Annotated in this window: 18 protein-coding genes; 6 read left to right on the top strand and 12 right to left on the bottom strand. The window is 58.7% G+C overall.

The features are described from left to right. Positions 1-101: 101 nt before the first annotated feature. Both WA302_RS06115 and WA302_RS06110 read left to right on the top strand, forming a co-directional pair. Positions 102-959, top strand: coding sequence for a hypothetical protein (locus WA302_RS06115; RefSeq protein ID WP_145957793.1), 858 nt, complete (start codon positions 102-104; stop codon positions 957-959). Positions 960-1,486: 527 nt separating this feature from the next. Then, complete coding sequence (locus tag WA302_RS06110) at positions 1,487-2,182, top strand: hypothetical protein (RefSeq protein WP_127146234.1); 696 nt, start codon at positions 1,487-1,489, stop codon at positions 2,180-2,182. Between the two features lie 70 nt (positions 2,183-2,252). Here WA302_RS06110 and WA302_RS06105 read toward each other — a convergent pair whose 3' ends face one another. Continuing rightward, positions 2,253-2,609: a helix-turn-helix domain-containing protein gene (locus WA302_RS06105; protein WP_025302436.1), complete on the bottom strand. Its 357-nt coding sequence runs from the start codon at positions 2,607-2,609 to the stop codon at positions 2,253-2,255. Positions 2,610-2,908: 299 nt separating this feature from the next. On the opposite strand from WA302_RS06105, the gene sdeA reads away from it, so the two are divergent. Beyond that, positions 2,909-4,096 carry a multidrug efflux RND transporter periplasmic adaptor subunit SdeA gene (gene sdeA / locus WA302_RS06100; RefSeq protein ID WP_167325018.1) on the top strand — a complete coding sequence of 396 codons (1,188 nt, stop codon included), beginning with the start codon at positions 2,909-2,911 and terminating at the stop codon, positions 4,094-4,096. Positions 4,097-4,120: 24 nt separating this feature from the next. Beyond that, a complete protein-coding gene (gene sdeB, locus WA302_RS06095; protein ID WP_043141659.1) occupies positions 4,121-7,264 on the top strand; it encodes a multidrug efflux RND transporter permease subunit SdeB in 3,144 nt (1,047 codons plus the stop codon). A gap of 65 nt (positions 7,265-7,329) precedes the next feature. On the opposite strand, the gene WA302_RS06090 is transcribed toward sdeB, so the two are convergent. The 9 genes from WA302_RS06090 to hinT form a co-directional block, all read right to left on the bottom strand. Continuing rightward, entirely contained in the window at positions 7,330-7,809 is a 480-nt protein-coding gene (locus tag WA302_RS06090; RefSeq protein ID WP_025302433.1) for an RrF2 family transcriptional regulator, read from the bottom strand. A gap of 264 nt (positions 7,810-8,073) precedes the next feature. After that, on the bottom strand, positions 8,074-8,610 hold the full coding sequence (locus WA302_RS06085) for a glycine zipper 2TM domain-containing protein (RefSeq protein ID WP_167325016.1): 537 nt from the start codon (positions 8,608-8,610) through the stop codon (positions 8,074-8,076). A 357-nt stretch (positions 8,611-8,967) separates the two neighbouring features. After that, positions 8,968-10,272 carry an NAD(P)/FAD-dependent oxidoreductase gene (locus WA302_RS06080; RefSeq protein ID WP_004928794.1) on the bottom strand — a complete coding sequence of 435 codons (1,305 nt, stop codon included), beginning with the start codon at positions 10,270-10,272 and terminating at the stop codon, positions 8,968-8,970. A 332-nt stretch (positions 10,273-10,604) separates the two neighbouring features. Continuing rightward, positions 10,605-11,147: an alpha/beta hydrolase YcfP gene (ycfP, locus tag WA302_RS06075; protein ID WP_015377468.1), complete on the bottom strand. Its 543-nt coding sequence runs from the start codon at positions 11,145-11,147 to the stop codon at positions 10,605-10,607. A gap of 79 nt (positions 11,148-11,226) precedes the next feature. Then, positions 11,227-12,246 carry a beta-N-acetylhexosaminidase gene (nagZ, locus tag WA302_RS06070; protein ID WP_043141667.1) on the bottom strand — a complete coding sequence of 340 codons (1,020 nt, stop codon included), beginning with the start codon at positions 12,244-12,246 and terminating at the stop codon, positions 11,227-11,229. Positions 12,247-12,284: 38 nt separating this feature from the next. Continuing rightward, positions 12,285-13,151 carry a thiamine kinase gene (thiK, locus tag WA302_RS06065; protein ID WP_043141671.1) on the bottom strand — a complete coding sequence of 289 codons (867 nt, stop codon included), beginning with the start codon at positions 13,149-13,151 and terminating at the stop codon, positions 12,285-12,287. Continuing rightward, positions 13,132-13,722: a penicillin-binding protein activator LpoB gene (gene lpoB, locus WA302_RS06060; RefSeq protein ID WP_025302429.1), complete on the bottom strand. Its 591-nt coding sequence runs from the start codon at positions 13,720-13,722 to the stop codon at positions 13,132-13,134. Before lpoB ends, thiK begins: the two co-directional genes overlap by 20 nt. Positions 13,723-13,748: 26 nt before the next feature. Further along, entirely contained in the window at positions 13,749-14,138 is a 390-nt protein-coding gene (locus WA302_RS06055; RefSeq protein WP_025302428.1) for a YcfL family protein, read from the bottom strand. Positions 14,139-14,149: 11 nt separating this feature from the next. Further along, the gene (gene hinT / locus WA302_RS06050; protein ID WP_004928776.1) at positions 14,150-14,500 is read right to left on the bottom strand and encodes a purine nucleoside phosphoramidase; all 351 of its coding nucleotides are present in this window, start codon (positions 14,498-14,500) and stop codon (positions 14,150-14,152) included. Positions 14,501-14,721: 221 nt separating this feature from the next. Between hinT and WA302_RS06045 the strand changes: the two genes are divergently transcribed. After that, positions 14,722-15,627, top strand: coding sequence for a transporter substrate-binding domain-containing protein (locus WA302_RS06045; RefSeq protein WP_025302427.1), 906 nt, complete (start codon positions 14,722-14,724; stop codon positions 15,625-15,627). On the opposite strand, the gene WA302_RS06040 is transcribed toward WA302_RS06045, so the two are convergent. Beyond that, a complete protein-coding gene (locus tag WA302_RS06040) occupies positions 15,624-16,001 on the bottom strand; it encodes a winged helix-turn-helix transcriptional regulator (protein ID WP_197832179.1) in 378 nt (125 codons plus the stop codon). The genes WA302_RS06045 and WA302_RS06040 overlap by 4 nt on opposite strands. Before the next feature lie 99 nt (positions 16,002-16,100). On the opposite strand from WA302_RS06040, the gene WA302_RS06035 reads away from it, so the two are divergent. Continuing rightward, positions 16,101-16,850, top strand: coding sequence for an SDR family oxidoreductase (locus WA302_RS06035; RefSeq protein WP_127146653.1), 750 nt, complete (start codon positions 16,101-16,103; stop codon positions 16,848-16,850). A 51-nt stretch (positions 16,851-16,901) separates the two neighbouring features. Here the strand turns inward: WA302_RS06035 and WA302_RS06030 are convergent, their stop codons facing one another. Beyond that, entirely contained in the window at positions 16,902-17,420 is a 519-nt protein-coding gene (locus WA302_RS06030; RefSeq protein WP_060447386.1) for a YybH family protein, read from the bottom strand. Between the last annotated feature and the right edge of the window lie 53 nt (positions 17,421-17,473).

Here is a 17,473-nt window from a genome sequence, read left to right as displayed (position 1 = left end):
ATAACAAGGCGTCGCTGTCGGAAAAATTTTTCACTACACTCCAATTTTGCCATAGAGCGCGGCGTTAGGCAATAAGCGCTTATAGATAGGAAATAAGTTCGATGAAACAATGTATTTTATGTGGAAAACTACACAATAAGCTATCAAAGGAACACATTGTTCCAAGATGGCTTCAAAAGTATTTCAATCTAAATAATCAAAAATTGAGATTATCAAATGGCACATCGATAAGGTATAACCAGGCTGTTGTCCCCGCGTGCCATACTTGTAACTCAGAAATATTTAGCAGTCTTGAGAAAAGAATTCGAGAAAACACTGCTTCGCCAATGGATTACTATCTTTGGGCATTAAAATTAAGTTTTGCGCTGTCATATAAAGATACTACACTACCAATTGAACGCTCTAATCCTGATAAAGGTACAGTCATTCCCAAAGAAATGGTAGACATTGATTCAAGCGTAATTTATAGCTTGTTTACTTTACTGTCATCTGACTCGAAGACTGTTAATCCATCACCGTTTGGCTCGGTTTTTGTAATTAACAAAAAAGTAGATAATGATAAGGGATTTTTCTTTGTGCATGTGCCAGCCCCATATCGAGCATTAGCAGTCACATTACAAGATAGGATTCTAATTGTGTTATTTGGTGACCGTGGTGTTGTGCAAAAAATCACGTCAATAGAAGTCATTAAAATGCTATATGAATCAGTAAAAGATATTAGGTATATTTTGTTTCACTTATTAAAGACACAAAATCAGCTGACACTTCCATCTCAATGTATTATAAGTGAGAAGGGTATCGAATCTAAGCCAATACCAACGAAAATTCTCATTCGTAAACAGAAGCAAGTTTGGTACGAAGAGCTCGCAAATTTCTGTGGTCTTCCAATTGAATATGGAACGTTGAATTTTGAAAAAGACCAAAAAATGACCATGCCTAAGTATTTGGAAATTGCCTAACAAGCTGTTCAGGGTGGATTCGCAACTTGTGGCATTTCTACTGTGCGTTGGTTTTAGTGTTTAAGGTGGTATGCGGCGGCTTTGGTATTCTGTTGCTCACCTGTTAACCGGGCGTTACCACAAAGCAGGAGTTCACAGGGGCGTGAATCGATTTGTCATTCAGAAGAAACGACAACATGGTTCCGATAGTCGGAAAGCATATGTATATTCTTGACATTTCAAAATTTCTCTTTATAAGTGATGTAGAAAACTCATGGCAATAGCTTGGATCAATTTCGATATTTTTATAGTCGACTATTAGTGCATAACTTATTGAATATACAGGTTATATTCGTGCCGCGATATACAAAAGTGACGGTACGAATCCCTCCCTCACCGCCATATTCTAACGAGAAAGCCTGAGCGAAAGTTCAGGCTTTTTTGTATGCATAGCGCACCGGCCAGAGAGCGCCCCCTCGACAGCGGCATAAGCTGTCGACCATAATGCCCTCATAAAGGTAGGCCAATGCGTAATGCAAGGGAGAAACGTGGCGCGTAAGAAGAAAGGCAATGCCCCGCGGCCAAAGACAGGCCCCGTTAAAGAAAAATCGAATAACCGTTTGGCGAAAGTATCAGCATTTTTGGTAGGCTCAGGGATTCTCATGGCAATATTGGGCGCCACCTATCAGTACTTCGCCGGCAGCGTTTCATTAGCTTTCGTTCAACCTGTCGGAAGAGCGTATGAGTTCCAACTGACGAATGACACGCCTTCGGATCGTACCGTAGCCTCCTTTCGCATCATTCCCCCCGACGTCCAGCAAGTGATCTACAAAGTCACCGAGGATGTCTATGCCACCCGCGACGAAAAAGGGCAGATCACCTTGCCGGGCGGTAACCAGAGTTATGTTCCTGCCGCAGAATTTAAAGAGCTTGATGGCCAGCGCTTATCCGCGAACTCCTCATTCAAGTTTCGCGTGCCGCCGCTTTCCAATCGCACCTGGATGGCACCGGAGGCAGCCATCGTCGACATTCGCTATGAAATCGACTCGTCAAACCCTGTGCTTGCCGCTATTGAAAGCGTATTTAACGTCCTGGGTCTCCACACCCGCCAGCACACCGTTCGCTACCTGGTCATTGAGAACTACTGGACGCCTTCACGTTCAAACTCTCTCAACGAGGCGATTCGTATATTCTGCCGCGACAGCGACACGGTGGCAAAGTCAGGCAGTTGCGACAACTTTTGAATCCCCCACAGGTAAAGACAAAAAAGCCCGAACGCAAATTCAGGCTTTTTTATCCCCACTGCCCAACCGATCAGTGGTGCGTGCATCTCACCGACGTTGGCTGCGCCAACGCACGGCGCCAGTCGCCCGGCGTTTGGCCGAACTGGCGCTTGAAGCTGCGGTTGAACGACTGCTGTGAGTCGAAGCCGAGCGAGATCGCCACGCTGACAATCGGTTCGCCGCTGTTGGCCAAACGCTCCGCCGACACTTTCAGTTTTTGCATGCGGATATACTCCCCCAGCGCGTAGCCGGTCTGGCGCTTGAACATGCGCTGCAGATGCCATTTGGAGTAGCCCGCGCGGTCCGCTACGGTGTTGATATCCAATTTTTCTTCCAGATTGTTGTCGATCCACGTCTTCAAATCGGTAATGAAACCCGTCGTGTTCATGCTGATGCTCCCATCATTCGGCAGGGTCCCCCTCTGCCCGATGCACATACGTTGCAACAGTTTCGCTTTAAATGCAATTTTTATTATTGCATTTACCAGAAAGCCGCCTCTATACTCCACCCAATTAATGTAACCGATATTGATACATTAATGTGACACCAATATGTTTCAAAACCTAACGTTGGGCCATAACAAGGCACAACGCCCCTTCCGCCGAACGCAGGCATACATGAAGGGAAAGCCCGGAAAACAGGGCTGGGTATGGGGCCAGACAGCGCTTACTTATCGGAATAAAAATAATGGCAAATCAACCAAACTCATCGTTCAACGCCGGCGGCCGCACGCGCGCCTTCGCTCTGGGCCAGCGGCTCTCCGGGGTGGCGCTGCTGGCCGCCCTGCTCGCCGGGTGTGACAACAGCGTCGCGCACAACGCCCCGCCACCGCCGCCGGTGGTCAGCGCCGCCAGCGTGGTGGTCAAACCGATCAGCCAGTGGGATGCGTTCAATGGCCGGGTCGAAGCAGTGCAAAGCGTACAGCTGCGCCCGCGAGTTTCCGGCTACATCGAGCGGGTCAACTACACCGAAGGCGACGAGGTGAAGAAAGGCCAGGTGCTGTTCACCATTGACGATCGCACCTACCGCGCCGCGCGCGAACAGGCGCAGGCCGAGCTGGTGCGGGCGCGCAATCAGGCAGCCCTGGCGCGCAGCGAATCTTCGCGAACCGAGAAACTGATCGGCACTCAGGCCATCTCGCAAGAGGTGTGGGAACAGCGCCGTTCGTCCGCCGCACAGGCGCAAAGCAACGTGCTGGCGGCGCAGGCTCAGCTCGATATGGCGCAGCTTAATCTCGACTTTACTCGCGTCACCGCGCCGATCGACGGACGCGCCAGCCGCGCGATGATCACCGCCGGCAACCTGGTCACCGCTGGCGACAGCGCCAGCGTGCTGACGACGCTGGTGTCGCTCGATAAGGTTTACGTCTATTTCGACGTGGATGAAGCCACCTTCCTGCGCTATCAGCAGCAGGGCCGGCACGATGCCCGCCTGCCGGTGAAAGTTGGCCTGGTGGGTGAAGACGGCACCCCGCATCAGGGGCTGGTGGATTTCACCGATAACCAACTGAACGCCGGTACCGGCACCATCCGCATGCGCGCCCTGCTCGACAACCGCGATCGTCGCTTCACGCCGGGGCTGTTCGCCCGCGTGCAGATGCCCGGCAGCGCCGAGTTCAACGCCATGCTGATCGACGATAAAGCGGTGATGACCGACCAAAACCGCAAGTTCGTTTACATCGTCGATAAAGACGGTAAGGCACAGCGCCGCGACATCGACGTGGGCCGCATGGCCGAAGGATTGCGCATCGTGCAGAAAGGGTTGGCAAACGGCGATCGGGTGATCGTCGACGGCATGCAGAAAGTGTTTATGCCGGGCATGCCGGTCGACGCGAAAAGCGTCGCGATGACCACTACCGCTTCCGCACTTAACTAAGCTCCCAGCCGAGACTTCTGACCCATGGACTTTTCCCGTTTTTTCATCGACCGACCGATCTTTGCCGCGGTGCTGTCGATACTGATTTTTGTCGCCGGGGCGATCGCCATCCCGCTGCTGCCGATCAGCGAATACCCGGACGTGGTGCCGCCCAGCGTGCAGGTGCGCGCAGAATACCCGGGCGCCAACCCGAAAGAGATCGCTGAAACGGTGGCCACGCCGCTGGAAGAAGCGATCAACGGCGTCGAAAACATGATGTACATGAAATCGGTCGCCGGCTCCGACGGCGTGCTGGTGACCACCGTCACCTTCCGCCCCGGCACCGATCCCGATCAGGCGCAGGTGCAGGTGCAAAACCGCGTGGCGCAGGCCGAAGCGCGCCTGCCGGAAGACGTACGCCGCCAGGGCATCACCACTCAGAAACAGTCTCCGGCGCTGACGCTGGTGGTGCATCTGGTCTCGCCTTCCGGCAAGTACGATTCGCTCTACCTGCGCAACTACGCCACCCTGAAGGTCAAGGACGAGCTGGCCCGTCTGCCGGGCGTCGGCCAGGTGCAGATCTTCGGCGCCGGTGAATACGCGATGCGCATCTGGCTCGATCCGAACAAGGTTGCCGCGCGCGGGCTGACCGCCTCCGACGTGGTGAGCGCCATGCAGGAGCAGAACGTGCAGGTCTCCGCCGGCCAGCTGGGCGCGGAACCGATGCCGACGCGCAGCGACTATCTGCTGTCTATCAACGCCCAGGGCCGCCTGCAAACCGAAGAAGAGTTCGGCAACATCATCCTCAAAAGCGGCGACAACGGCGAGATTGTGCGGCTGCGCGACGTGGCGCGCATCGAAATGGGTTCCGGCAGCTACGCGCTGCGCGCCCAGCTCAATAACAAGGATGCGGTTGGTATCGGCATCTTCCAGTCGCCGGGCGCCAACGCCATCGAGCTGTCGGACGCGGTGCGCGGCAAGATGGCCGAGCTGGCAACCCGCTTCCCGGACGGCATGAGCTGGAAAGCGCCGTACGATCCGACGGTGTTCGTGCGCGATTCGATCCGCGCGGTGGTGGATACCCTGCTGGAAGCGGTGATCCTGGTGGTGCTGGTGGTCATTCTGTTCCTGCAGACCTGGCGCGCGTCGATCATTCCGCTGTTGGCGGTCCCGATCTCCGTGGTCGGCACCTTCGCCGCACTGTATCTGCTCGGCTTCTCGCTCAACACCCTCAGCCTGTTCGGGCTGGTGCTGGCGATCGGTATTGTGGTGGATGACGCCATCGTGGTGGTGGAGAACGTCGAGCGCAATATCGAAGAGGGGCTGTCGCCGCTGGCGGCGGCGCACCAGGCGATGCGCGAGGTCTCCGGCCCGATCATCGCCATCGCCGTGGTGCTGTGCGCGGTGTTCGTACCGATGGCGTTCCTTTCCGGCGTCACCGGCCAGTTCTACAAGCAGTTCGCCGTCACCATCGCCATCTCGACGGTGATCTCCGCCATCAACTCGCTGACCCTGTCGCCGGCGCTGGCGGCGCGCTTGCTGAAACCGCACGGCGCGCCGAAAGATATGCCGTCGCGCCTGATCGACCGGCTGTTCGGCTGGCTGTTCCGGCCGTTCAACCGCTTCTTCGCCAGCGGTTCGCAGCGTTACCAGCACGGGGTGTCCCGCGTGCTGGGCCGACGCGGCGCGGTGTTCGTCGTTTACCTGCTGCTGCTGGCCGCCGCCGGGGTGATGTTTAAGACCGTGCCCGGCGGCTTTATCCCGACGCAGGACAAGCTGTATCTGATTGGCGGCGTGAAGATGCCGGAAGGCGCCTCGCTGGAGCGCACCGATGCGGTGATCCGCAAGATGAGCGCCATCGGTATGAGCGTGGACGGCGTCACCGATGCGGTGGCCTTCCCCGGCCTGAACGCGCTGCAGTTCACCAATACGCCGAATACCGGCACGGTATTCTTCGCGCTGGAGTCATTGAGCACCCGTACTCGCACCGCGGCGCAGATCAACGCCGAGATCAACGCGCGCATTTCGCAGATCCAGGAAGGTTTCGCCTTCTCGATCATGCCGCCGCCGATCCTCGGCATCGGCCAGGGTTCCGGCTATTCGCTGTACGTGCAAGATCGCGGCGGACTGGGTTACGGCGCGCTGCAGACGGCGATCAACACGATGTCCGGCGCCATTATGCAAACGCCGGGCATGGGGTTCCCGATCTCCTCCTATCAGGCTAACGTGCCGCAGCTGGACGCCAAAATCGATCGCGACAAGGCCAAGGCGCAGGGGGTGCCGCTCAATGCGCTGTTCAGCACGCTGCAAACCTACCTCGGTTCGTCTTACATCAATGACTTCAACCGCTATGGCCGCACCTGGAAGGTGATGGCGCAGGCCGACGGCCAGTTCCGCGACAGCGTGGAAGACATCGCCAACCTGCGTACCCGCAACGACAAGGGCGAAATGGTGCCGATCGGCAGCATGGTCAGCATCGGCACCACCTACGGCCCGGATCCGGTGATCCGTTATAACGGCTTCCCGGCGGCGGACCTGATCGGCGATGCCGACCCGCGCGTGCTCTCCTCTACCCAGGCGATGGGTGCGCTGACGCAGATGGCCGATAAGCTGTTGCCGAACGGCATGAACATTCAGTGGACCGATCTGAGCTATCAGCAATCGACCCAGGGCAACGCCGCGCTGGTGGTGTTCCCGGTAGCGGTGCTGCTGGCGTTCCTCGCGCTGGCGGCGCTGTATGAAAGCTGGACGCTGCCGCTGGCGGTGATCCTGATCGTGCCGATGACCATGCTGTCGGCGCTGTTCGGCGTATGGTTGACCGGCGGCGACAACAACGTGTTCGTGCAGGTCGGGTTGGTCGTTCTGATGGGGCTGGCCTGTAAGAACGCCATTCTTATCGTCGAGTTCGCCCGCGAGCTGGAAATGCAGGGCAAAGGCATCGTCGAAGCGGCGCTGGAAGCCTGTCGCCTGCGGTTGCGCCCGATTGTGATGACCTCCATCGCCTTCATCGCCGGCACCATCCCGCTGATCCTCGGCCACGGCGCCGGCGCCGAAGTGCGCGGCGTCACCGGCATCACGGTGTTCTCCGGCATGCTGGGGGTCACGCTGTTCGGGCTGTTCCTGACGCCGGTGTTCTACGTCACCCTGCGCCGCCTGGTGGCACGCAAGGCACAGCCGCAGACGGCGTAATCATCGTCTTAACATGCAAAAAGGTCGGGCATTGCCCGACCTTTTTTTATGCATGCGAACCGCGATTATTTATCGGCGGTTTCAGCCTCTTGCGCAGCAGCGTACTCCGCACAGGCGCGCTTGTCGCCCCGCTCCAGTTCGGCCAGCGAATCGGCCACGGTGTGGCGCGCCAGCACCGCAAGCGAAGCCTGTTCGGCCTCGTTTACCACCGACTTGAAATACCAGCAGGCGTTGGCGCTCACCAGGCAGCGAGCCGGCACTTCAGGACGGGAAGCCCAGATGCGCTTGTCGTCGATCACCGCCAGGTAGATGTCCCGCAGGGTGATCTCTTCCGCCGGGCGGCCGAGGTGGATAGAGCCGTTTCGGCCCAGGGTGGAAACGATGATGCCGTCTTTGGTCAGCGGGACCATCAGTTTGCGGATAAAGCTGGGGTTGGCTTCCAGAGCGGCGGCGAGGGTGGCGCTTGTCGAACGCATGCCCTGCTTCTCAGCTACGGCGACGCTAAGGACCATTTGCAACGCTGTCGGAAAGCGAAAATCTAACATGTCGTTATCTCTGCGAGACGAAATACTCGGGTTTGACCGGTGTGGCGATTGGCGCCGATAACACCGCTTAATTGCACAATAATATAACAAACGCGGGGGCTTTTTTGAAGTTTTGCCCAGTGATATCGCACGCAGACATTAGAACGATCGCAAATTCTTAGACAGGCAAAAAACAGAAACCCGCGTCAATGTTAACGCCGCTCGCTTAACCGGGTTAAACGATCAGAACTAACACTGCCCGCGGGTTTAATTTGAATGTGGCGATCAGGCTCTGTTCAGCACCAGCTGGCCGTTTTTGTCCAACGGGATTTGCGTGCCCGGATCGTGATCCATGCGGATCTTGCCCTGCTGATTGCCGATCTTGTAGGTCACGTCATAGCCCAGCATTTTCTGGGACTTGTCGTAGACCGTTTTGCAACGCTGCTGAACGCTGGTGCTGACGTCGTTGTTCTGCATCGCCCCTTGCACCTGGTTACCGGCATAGCCGCCACCCAGTGCGCCGACCACGGTCGCCACATCGCGTCCGCGACCGCCGCCGAACTGGTGGCCAATCACGCCGCCCGCCACTGCGCCCAACACAGAACCGGCGATGCGGTTTTCATCCTGCACCGGTGCACGGTGCGTCACGGTGACGTTGCGGCATTCCTGACGCGGCGTTTTGATGGTTTCTTTAATCGGCGTTGCGGCGAGCACCTGCGCATATTGCGGACCGGCAGAAAAGACGTCGAGGCTGGCTACCGCGGCAATCCCCAGAGCGGCAGCGACACCAATTCCAACACCGGCTAACATTGACTTGTTCACAGGAAACCTCCTGAAAGTGTTACCACGCATTTTTTCCGGGGTCTGTTACCGGCATGGCACCGCGCTTATTATTTTGCGCATGGGCGGCTTGCGGTATCCCGGTTTACGGCGTGCGCGACGCGCCGTCTGTAAACGAGATAAAGTCTGCACAATGATCTGAGGACCCGCAATAAGACAAGGGGACCAAAAATGCGGGAAAACGGCTGTTTTCCCGTTGTTTAGGAAGAATCTTAAGAATTTTACCCATATCGGCGACAGCTTATGCTGAAGAATCAAGCAACCGCTGCCGATCGCCTCGCGCCGCCATAAAAAAACCCGCGCGGGCGAACCGGCGCGGGTTGGTCGACAAAGGCGGGATCAGTGCATTTTCAGACGCGGACGGATCACCCGGTTAATGCCGCCCACCAGCATCATCAGGCCGGTTTTGATGTAGCCATGCAGCGCCACCTGGTGCATGCGGTACAGCGAGATGTAAACGAAGCGCGCGATGCGCCCTTCCACCATCATCGAGCCGCGCATCAGGTTGCCCATCAGGCTGCCGACGGTGCTGAAGCGCGACAGCGACACCAGCGAGCCGTGGTCTTTATACACGTATGGCTTCAGCGTCTGGCCGTTCATCAGCGCCAGGATATTGGTGGCGCAGCGCGAGGCCATCTGGTGTGCCGACTGGGCGCGCGGCGGCACGAAACCGCCGCCCTCTTTCGGGCAAGAGGCGCAGTCGCCGATGGCGAAGATGTTCGGATCGCGCGTGGTCTGCAGCGTCGGCTCCACCACCAGCTGGTTGATGCGGTTGGTTTCCAGGCCGCCGATATCCTTCATGAAGTCCGGCGCCTTGATGCCGGCCGCCCACACCATCAGATCGGCGTCGATAAACTCGCCGCCCTTGGTGTTCAGGCCTTTGGCGTCCGCGCTGGTCACCATGGTGTTGGTCAGCACGCGCACGCCCAGTTTAATCAGTTCCTGGTGCGCAGCAGCGGAAATGCGCGGCGGCAGCGCCGGCAGAATGCGCTCGCCGGCTTCCACCAGCGTCACGTTGAGCGCGCTGTTGTCCAGGCCTTCGAAACCGTAGCTGTGCAGCTGCTTCACCGCGTTGTGCAGTTCGGCGGACAGCTCAACGCCGGTGGCGCCGCCGCCGACGATAGCGATGTTGACCCGCTCTTTTTGCCCCGGCTGCGCCGAGAACTTCAGGAACAGGTTGAGCATTTCGTTGTGGAAACGACGTGCCTGATGTGGGTTATCCAGGAAGATGCAGTGCTCTTTCACGCCCGGCGTACCGAAATCGTTCGAGGTGCTGCCCAGCGCCATCACCAGGATGTCGTACGGCAGTTCACGCGCCGGCACCAGCTCGCCGCCCTGCTCGTCGCAGATCTGCGCCAGCTGCAGCGTTTGCGTTTCGCGGTTGATGTTGGTCAACGACCCCAGCTGGAAGCTGAAATGGTGATTGCGCGCGTGCGCCAGGTAGCTGAGCGCATCCACGCCGTCATCGAGGGAACCGGTTGCCACTTCGTGCAACAGCGGTTTCCACAAATGGCTGTGGTTGCGATCCACCAGCGTGATCTCCGCTTTGTTCTTGCGGCCAAGTTTATGGCCCAGGCTGGTCGCCAGCTCCAGACCACCGGCGCCGCCGCCAACAATAACGATTTTCTTCTTTGGCGTTGTCAAAATAACCCCCTAAATGTGAACCATTTGTTATCCCAGGGTAAATAAATAATATCCTTAGAATACATAGGGTTCGCGTAAAATAAATCGGCTCTCTGAAGCCAGAATAGCATGTGAGGTTATTTGGTCATACCAAAATTGACGTACATCAATTTTTTTTGGTTAAAGGCTGGACGAGGGGATTTTTTGGGGATTGTGATTCAAATAGTTAGCGCTGAGTCACAGTTTTAAATTTTGCCGATTGCCACGCCAAATCTGGCTTTGCCGCACAAAAAAGCCGCACTTTCCGTCGGTGAAAAACGGGGAGCGCGGCTCGCGGCAGCGTTATGAAACTGTTAACCCAGCGCCTTGAACGCCTTGAGCCGCTGAAGATGCGGCGAGATGTTTTTGAACTTGTGCGTCTGCTGTTCATCCCAGACGATTTCGTAGTAGTGATGCAGCAATTCGGCACTGCGCCGGTTATCCAGCACCTCGTCGTGACGCGACAGCACCACCAGACAGCGATCGCGATTTTTCTCGCGGAAATCCTCCACGCACTTGGTGGCGATATCGCGATACTCTTCCGGCCGGTCTATCTTGCCGTGCATGTGTTCTTCCGGGTACAGATTGGGATTGAACATCGCCTGGCGAATGCCGCACAGGAAGCCTATGCGCTCTGCCCAGAAACCGCCGAGGCCGACCCCGCAGATCAACGGATGCGCGTCGCCGCCCTGCTGCACCGCCTTGTCCACCTCTTTCAACAGATGCTGCATGTCGTGACGCGGATGCAGCGTGCTGTAGCTGATAAAGCGCACGTCCGGATCGATAAACTGCAGCTGTAACACCTTTTCATGATTGCCGGGGCTGGTGGAATCGAAGCCGTGCAAATAGATAATCATGTGGATCCTCGCAACAAGCCAAGGGCCGCGGGCGCGGCCCTCATCATTTCCGCTCTGCGCCGCGGTGCGGCACCTGGATTCACCCTTGCGAACGCTGCTTGTGCTCCTCCCAGCGTTCGCTCAGCGCGCTGAGCGCCTTGTGCGCCTGCTGCCAGCGCTCGGAGTCGCGCAGTTCCTGACGGGTGAACTGACCGCGATGATATAACCGCTTCACCTTCTCTGCTTTGACCGGGGACAGGTTATCCAACACGCTGACCGCGCCTTCGCGGTGGTTGCACACCAGGATCATGTCGCAACCGGCATCCAGCGCCGCCTGGCCGCGTTCGGCATAGCTGCCCATGATGGCGGCACCTTCCATCGACAGATCGTCGGAGAAAATCACGCCGTCGAAGCCCAGCTCCTGACGCAGGATCTGCTGCAGCCAGTAAGGCGAGCCGCTGGCCGGACGCGGGTCCGCTTCAGTATAGATGACGTGAGCCGGCATGACGGCGTCCAACAGCTGACGGTTGATCAGCTCGCGGAAGATCGCCATGTCGTGCTCGCGGATCTGCGCCAGCGGCCGCGGATCGCGCGGCGTTTCCTTGTGCGAATCGGCGCTGACGGCGCCGTGCCCCGGGAAGTGTTTACCGGTGGTTTTCATGCCGGCGCTGTGCATGCCGAGGATGAAGCGTTCCGCCATCGCCAACGCCTGCTGCGGATCGCTGTGGAACGAACGTTCGCCGATCGCCGCGCTGCCGTGGCCGATGTCCAGCACCGGCGCAAAGCTGATGTCGATATCCTGCGCGATCATTTCCGCCGCCATCAGCCAGCCGGCCTCCTGCGCCAGACGGCCGCCTTCCTGCGCATTGTGCAACGCGGCAAACGACTGCGCCGCCGGCAGACGGGTGAAGCCCTCGCGGAAGCGCTGCACGCGCCCGCCTTCCTGATCTACCGCCACCACCAGCCGATCGTGCGATTCGGCGCGGATCTGGCGCACCAGCTCACGCAGCTGCTCCGCATCGTGGAAGTTGCGGGTAAACAAGATCAATCCACCAACCAGCGGATGTTTCAAAATCTCGCGTTCTTCTGCATCCAGCTCGTAGCCGGCGACATCTAGCATTACTGGGCCCACGGGCACCTCACTTCATTATTGTTCGTTCAGAATTCGGATGATGATAAACAGAATCGCCGGCGCAGCGCCGCGCCCCAGCGCAAAAATTCGGCGTCGCCGCTCTGCTGCCAGCGCACTTCAAACCACAGCAGCATCAGATAATCCACCCACGGCAGCCAGCGCTGCACCTGCGCCTGCAGCCGGGCGACGTCGTGATAGCCCTGACGCGCGTAGTGCTGCAAAAAGCGCTGCTGCGCCTCCGCCGCCCAGCCGTTGCCGCGAAACAGCGCGGCGATATCCAACGCCACATCGCCGTCGGCGGCATACTCCCAGTCGATCAGCCGCAGCCCCTCGCCGGTCGCGAGCAAATTGCCCGGATGGATGTCCATGTGTAGCGGCGCCAGGCGTAATGGCCGCGGCGGCGCGCAGCGTAAGAAATGACGCTGCCAACTCAGCCAGGCGGGGGTTAAACGCCGCGTATCCAGCTGCTGCCAGTAGCGGCGGAACTGCCGCCGCAGATCCAACCGGTAACCACTGAGCGGCCGCCGGTGCAGCGTCGCCGCCATCGCCGCCAGCTCGCCGCGCTGATTCAGCCTGTCAAACTCAGCTTCTGTGACGACGTCACCTTCGAGCCATTCGAGGACAAGCCACTGATTATTCTGCGCGAAAACCCGTGGCCCCAGCCCCGGCGCGCAGCGCCTCAGGACCTGCGCCTCCCGCCGCCTGCTCACGCCCAGAGCGCGTTTCTCCGCGCTGTTTTGCCGCGCCAGCAGCGTGATGCCCGAACCGTCGATACGCCAGCTCTCGCCGGTCAGCCCCTGCACCGGGCTGAAATGACAACCGGCGGTATTCACCGCCGGCAGTCTGGTTTCCATCAATCGTCGCAGCGCGGCCTCAGCGTTTAACGGCGCCATTGCCCGACCAGACGATCTCGCCGGTTTGCACCAGCATCAGCTGCATATCCAACGCCGGCGACTTCACGTCGCCGCTGACGTCGCTGTACAGCACGTACTGCGCACCGACGATGCGCGCCAGGCCAATCGCCTTGCTGCGCGAGCCGAAGCTGTCATCCGCCGACAGGCCCAGCGTTTGTCTGGCGCTGGTCAGCTTCGCTTCCGGCACCACGCTGAAGGTGGAGTTCGACGCCAGCGCCTTATACAGCGCCGCGGTGGCTTTGCCCATCTGCAGCGAGCCGTTGGTGTTGTTCTTGACGCTGTCCAGCAGCAGCACGCTGCCGGCCGTGACGCCATCGGCCTTCAACATCTGATTCACCAGCGGCTGAACGCTGCCCAGCCAGTCGAGCTGCTGGATTTTCGGCGGCTGCGGCACCGGCTCGGTAGTTGGCGGCTGCGGCTGCTCGACCGGCGGCGTCGGCTGTTCTGGTTCGACGGTGACCGGCGGCAACGGCTGATCCGGCTCAGGCGGACGCGACAGACAGCCGCTCAGGGTGAATGCGGCCAGCGCCACTAAGACGTACTTTTTCATGCTTTTTCTCCAAACCTGGCAAGCGCTTACAGGTACAGATACAGACGCGCGCTTTTAGCTTCCAGATTACCGTTAATCGAGTAGATTTTGGCGTCCGAGTTAGGCGCCACGACGATCTCACGCGGTTTCTCGAAGGGGCGAATATCCAGCCCCTGCGCGTCGTACCAATAGAAACGATAATGCACGGTGACCGGCGTCGGTTGGCTGTTATTGAGCACCGAAGTCGCCATCACCCGGCCGGAAGCGTTCGAGACAGAGGGCGTATCGGCAAAAATGCCGGCGGTCAGCACCGAAGGATCCATCACCACCGTTTGCCCCCGGTTAACCGCGATGCCGGATGGCGAACTGCACCCCATCAGCAACGCGGCGGGCAGCGCCAACGCCATCAGACAACGCAGAGTTTTTTTACCGCGCATGATTTCCTCGCTTAACGTGACAGCAGCGGCCCCAGCGAGCGGCCACCGACCAGGTGCATATGAATATGATAGACCTCCTGACCGGCGTGGCGGTTACAGTTGACGATCAGGCGGTAGCCGTCCTCGGCGATGCCTTCCTGTTCGGCGATCTTCGCCGCGGCGGTGATCATGCGGCCCAGCGCGGCTTCGTGCTCGACGGTCACGTCGTTGACGGTTGGGATCAGCACGTTGGGAACGATCAGCACATGGGTAGGCGCCTGGGGGGAGATGTCACGGAAAGCGGTGACCAGTTCATCCTGGTAAACCACATCAGCAGGGATTTCGCGGCGGATAATTTTACTGAAAATCGTTTCTTCGGCCATCTGGCGTTCCTTGTTTTACACAATTAGCTGTACGCAGTATGAGTGACAAATTCTACTGCTTTCAACCTGATTGCGCACTTTCCACGTCGAGTGCTGCAGATTCGCGCAGGCCGTCGCCCCGCTTGTGCATCTTTTCACTTTGGTTATTCACTATTGTTGCTTTACTTGCCCCGCGCCGCCGCCAATAGTAACCCCATGATTAACAAAGGATAGAGGGCACTATGCCACTGAAGATTGCGGCGCTGTGCGCGCTGTTGCTGAGCGCTGCCGTGCAGGCGGCCACGACGGGCGGTATCGACCTGCAGGCTAACCGAGAGCCGATACGCACGGAGAAAAACCCGGCGGCTATCGCGCTGATCCCGGCGAACTTTCACTTCGCGGTGCCCGGCAAGCTGACGGTGGCGGTAGCATTCGAGAACTCCCCGCCGCTGGCGCTGTTCGCCGAAGACAATAAAACGCTGATCGGCAGCGATCCGGACATCGCCCGCCTGGTGGCCGACAGCCTCGGGCTGGAGCTGAATCTGGTGCCCACCTCCTGGGAAGATTGGCCCTTGGGCATCAGCGCGGGCAAATACGATGCGGCGATCTTCAACATCGCCGTCACCAAACAGCGTAAAACCAAATTCGACTTCGCCACCTACCGGGTGGACACGCTGGGCTTTTACGTCAAATCCACCAGCCATATCACCTCGATCAATCGCCCGCAGGACGTAGCCGGGCTGCGGATCATCGTCGGATCCGGCACCAATCAGGAAAACATTCTGCTGGGATGGGATAAGCAGAATCGCGCCGCCGGGCTGCCGCCGGTACAGCCGATCTACGTGACCGACGACGCCGCCACCAACCTCAGCATTCAGTCCGGGCGCGCCGATGCGTTCTTCGGCCCCCACTCCACCGGCGCCTACAAGGCGGCGCTGACCGGCAAAACCAAAATGGTCGGCATCGGCCCCAACGTGGCCTACGTCGCGGTCACCACCAAAAAAGGCAACGGGTTGGTGAACGCCGTCAACGCCGCGATCAATGGCGCGATCGTCAGCGGCGAATATGCGCAGGTGCTGGAACGCTGGGGCGAAGGCGACGAAAAGGTCGAGCGCTCAACCATCAACCCGCCGGGCATCGGCGACTAGCTACCGATCAGCTGCGGGGCATGTCGGCGCATCCACTCGGCCAGCGAGTCCAGCGTCGGCCGCAGCGATTTGCCGAGCGTGGTGACCTGGTACTCCACCCGCGGCGGCACTTCGGGATACACCTGCCGCGTCACAAGACCGCGCTGCTCGAACAGCCGCAGCTGGCGCGTCAGCTCTTTTTGCGCAATGGGCGCCACCGCCCGCTGCAGCTCGCTGAATCGCACCGGGCCATCGATCATAATCAGCCGGTACAGGATGGGTATCGCCCATTTGCCCGACACCAGATTGACGAAGTCCACCATCGGGCAGGATTCGCCCGCCGTCGGCAACGCCGACAAATTATTTTTCGCCGCTGAGGGCGCGCGCGCCGTCATTTCATCCCACCTCGTCCTTTAGTATCCAAAAGGTGCCTACTATGCAAAAGGAACCATAGCGCAAATAATGCCGTAACAGACATTAAAGAGGAATCGGTTATGTCACGACTGCAAGGCAAATACGCATTGATCACCGGCGGCACCAGCGGCATCGGGCTGGAAACCGCCCGCCAATTCATCGCAGAGGGCGCAACGGTGGCGATCACCGGCCGCAGCCAACGTGCCCTGGACGCGGCGGGCCAGGCATTGGCGGGCAACGCGCTGTTGCTGCTGAGCGACGCCGGCGACATCCCACAGCAACGTGCGCTGGCGCAGCAGTTGGAGCAACGGTGGCCGCGGCTGGACGTGCTGTACGTTAACGCCGGCGACGTCACGCACCGCCCGCTGCAGGAGTGGGATGAGCAGAGCTACCAGCGGCTGATGGACATCAACCTGAAGGGGCCGTTCTTTCTGATCCAGGCGCTGCTACCGCTGCTGGCCACCCCTTCCTCGGTGATCCTGTGTGGTTCGGTCAGCGCCCATATCGGTCTGCCGCAAAGCAGCGCCTACGCCGCCAGCAAAGCCGGTTTGTTATCTCTGGCCAGAACGCTCTCCGGCGAGCTGCACGCGCGCGGCATTCGCGTCAACGGCCTCAGCCCCGGCCCGACCGAAACCCCGGCGCTGGGAAAATTGGGGCTGACGGAAGCGGATGAACGGGCATTGCGCGACGATATCCGCGCGCTAGTGCCGATCGGCCGCATGGGCAGCGCACTGGAGCTGGCCAAAGCGGCGGTGTTTCTGGCGGCGGATGAGTCGGCGTTTATGGTCGGCGCGGAGCTGCAGATGGATGGCGGCGTGGGGAACCTGTAACCGCGCGCGACACCCTAAGAAGGCCGCTTGCGCGGCCTTTATCTGTCCCTCTCAGCTCACCCCTTGAATCGGGTTGGTATTAAAGGTGTAGACCACGATCTTCCATTGGCCCTGCTGTTTCTCCAATACAAATACTTCACGGTTTAAATCGATCAGGGTAGCACCGTCGCTTATTCGGGTAACCGTTGCGCCGCGATGATGGTGCGTGCGCACATAGGCCATATTCCCGTTCACGTTGACGCTGTCATAAGCAAACTCTGTTTCAAATTTCTCGTTTTTAAATAAGTCATCATATTGTTGGCGGCGCTTTTCATTGCTGTCCGCCGTCGGTTTTTCGTTCCATTGTGAGTAACTTTCTGGCGCAAAAAGTGACAAAATCGTTTGCGTATCGCCGGCGTTAAGCGCTGTCTGGTAGCGGTTTATCAGCTCATACACCGCCTTCTGTTCGGCCGCGACGCCCGCCTCTGCGGAAACCCTGTAACTTTGCGATGCGGCCTCGCTGCTTGCGGCATAAGTTTGGCCGCACAAGCCCGCGCCCGCCAATAACAATACGGCAGTTAATTTTTTCATATAAATATCCTCTTCGGCATTATTTCATTATGGCAATACAGGATGCGATTTCA

Source organism: Serratia sp. 201, assembly GCF_037027545.1.
Taxonomy (GTDB): domain Bacteria; phylum Pseudomonadota; class Gammaproteobacteria; order Enterobacterales; family Enterobacteriaceae; genus Serratia; species Serratia bockelmannii.
The sequence above is the reverse complement of the archived record's forward strand: the minus strand, read 5'-3'. Positions and strand labels throughout refer to the sequence as shown.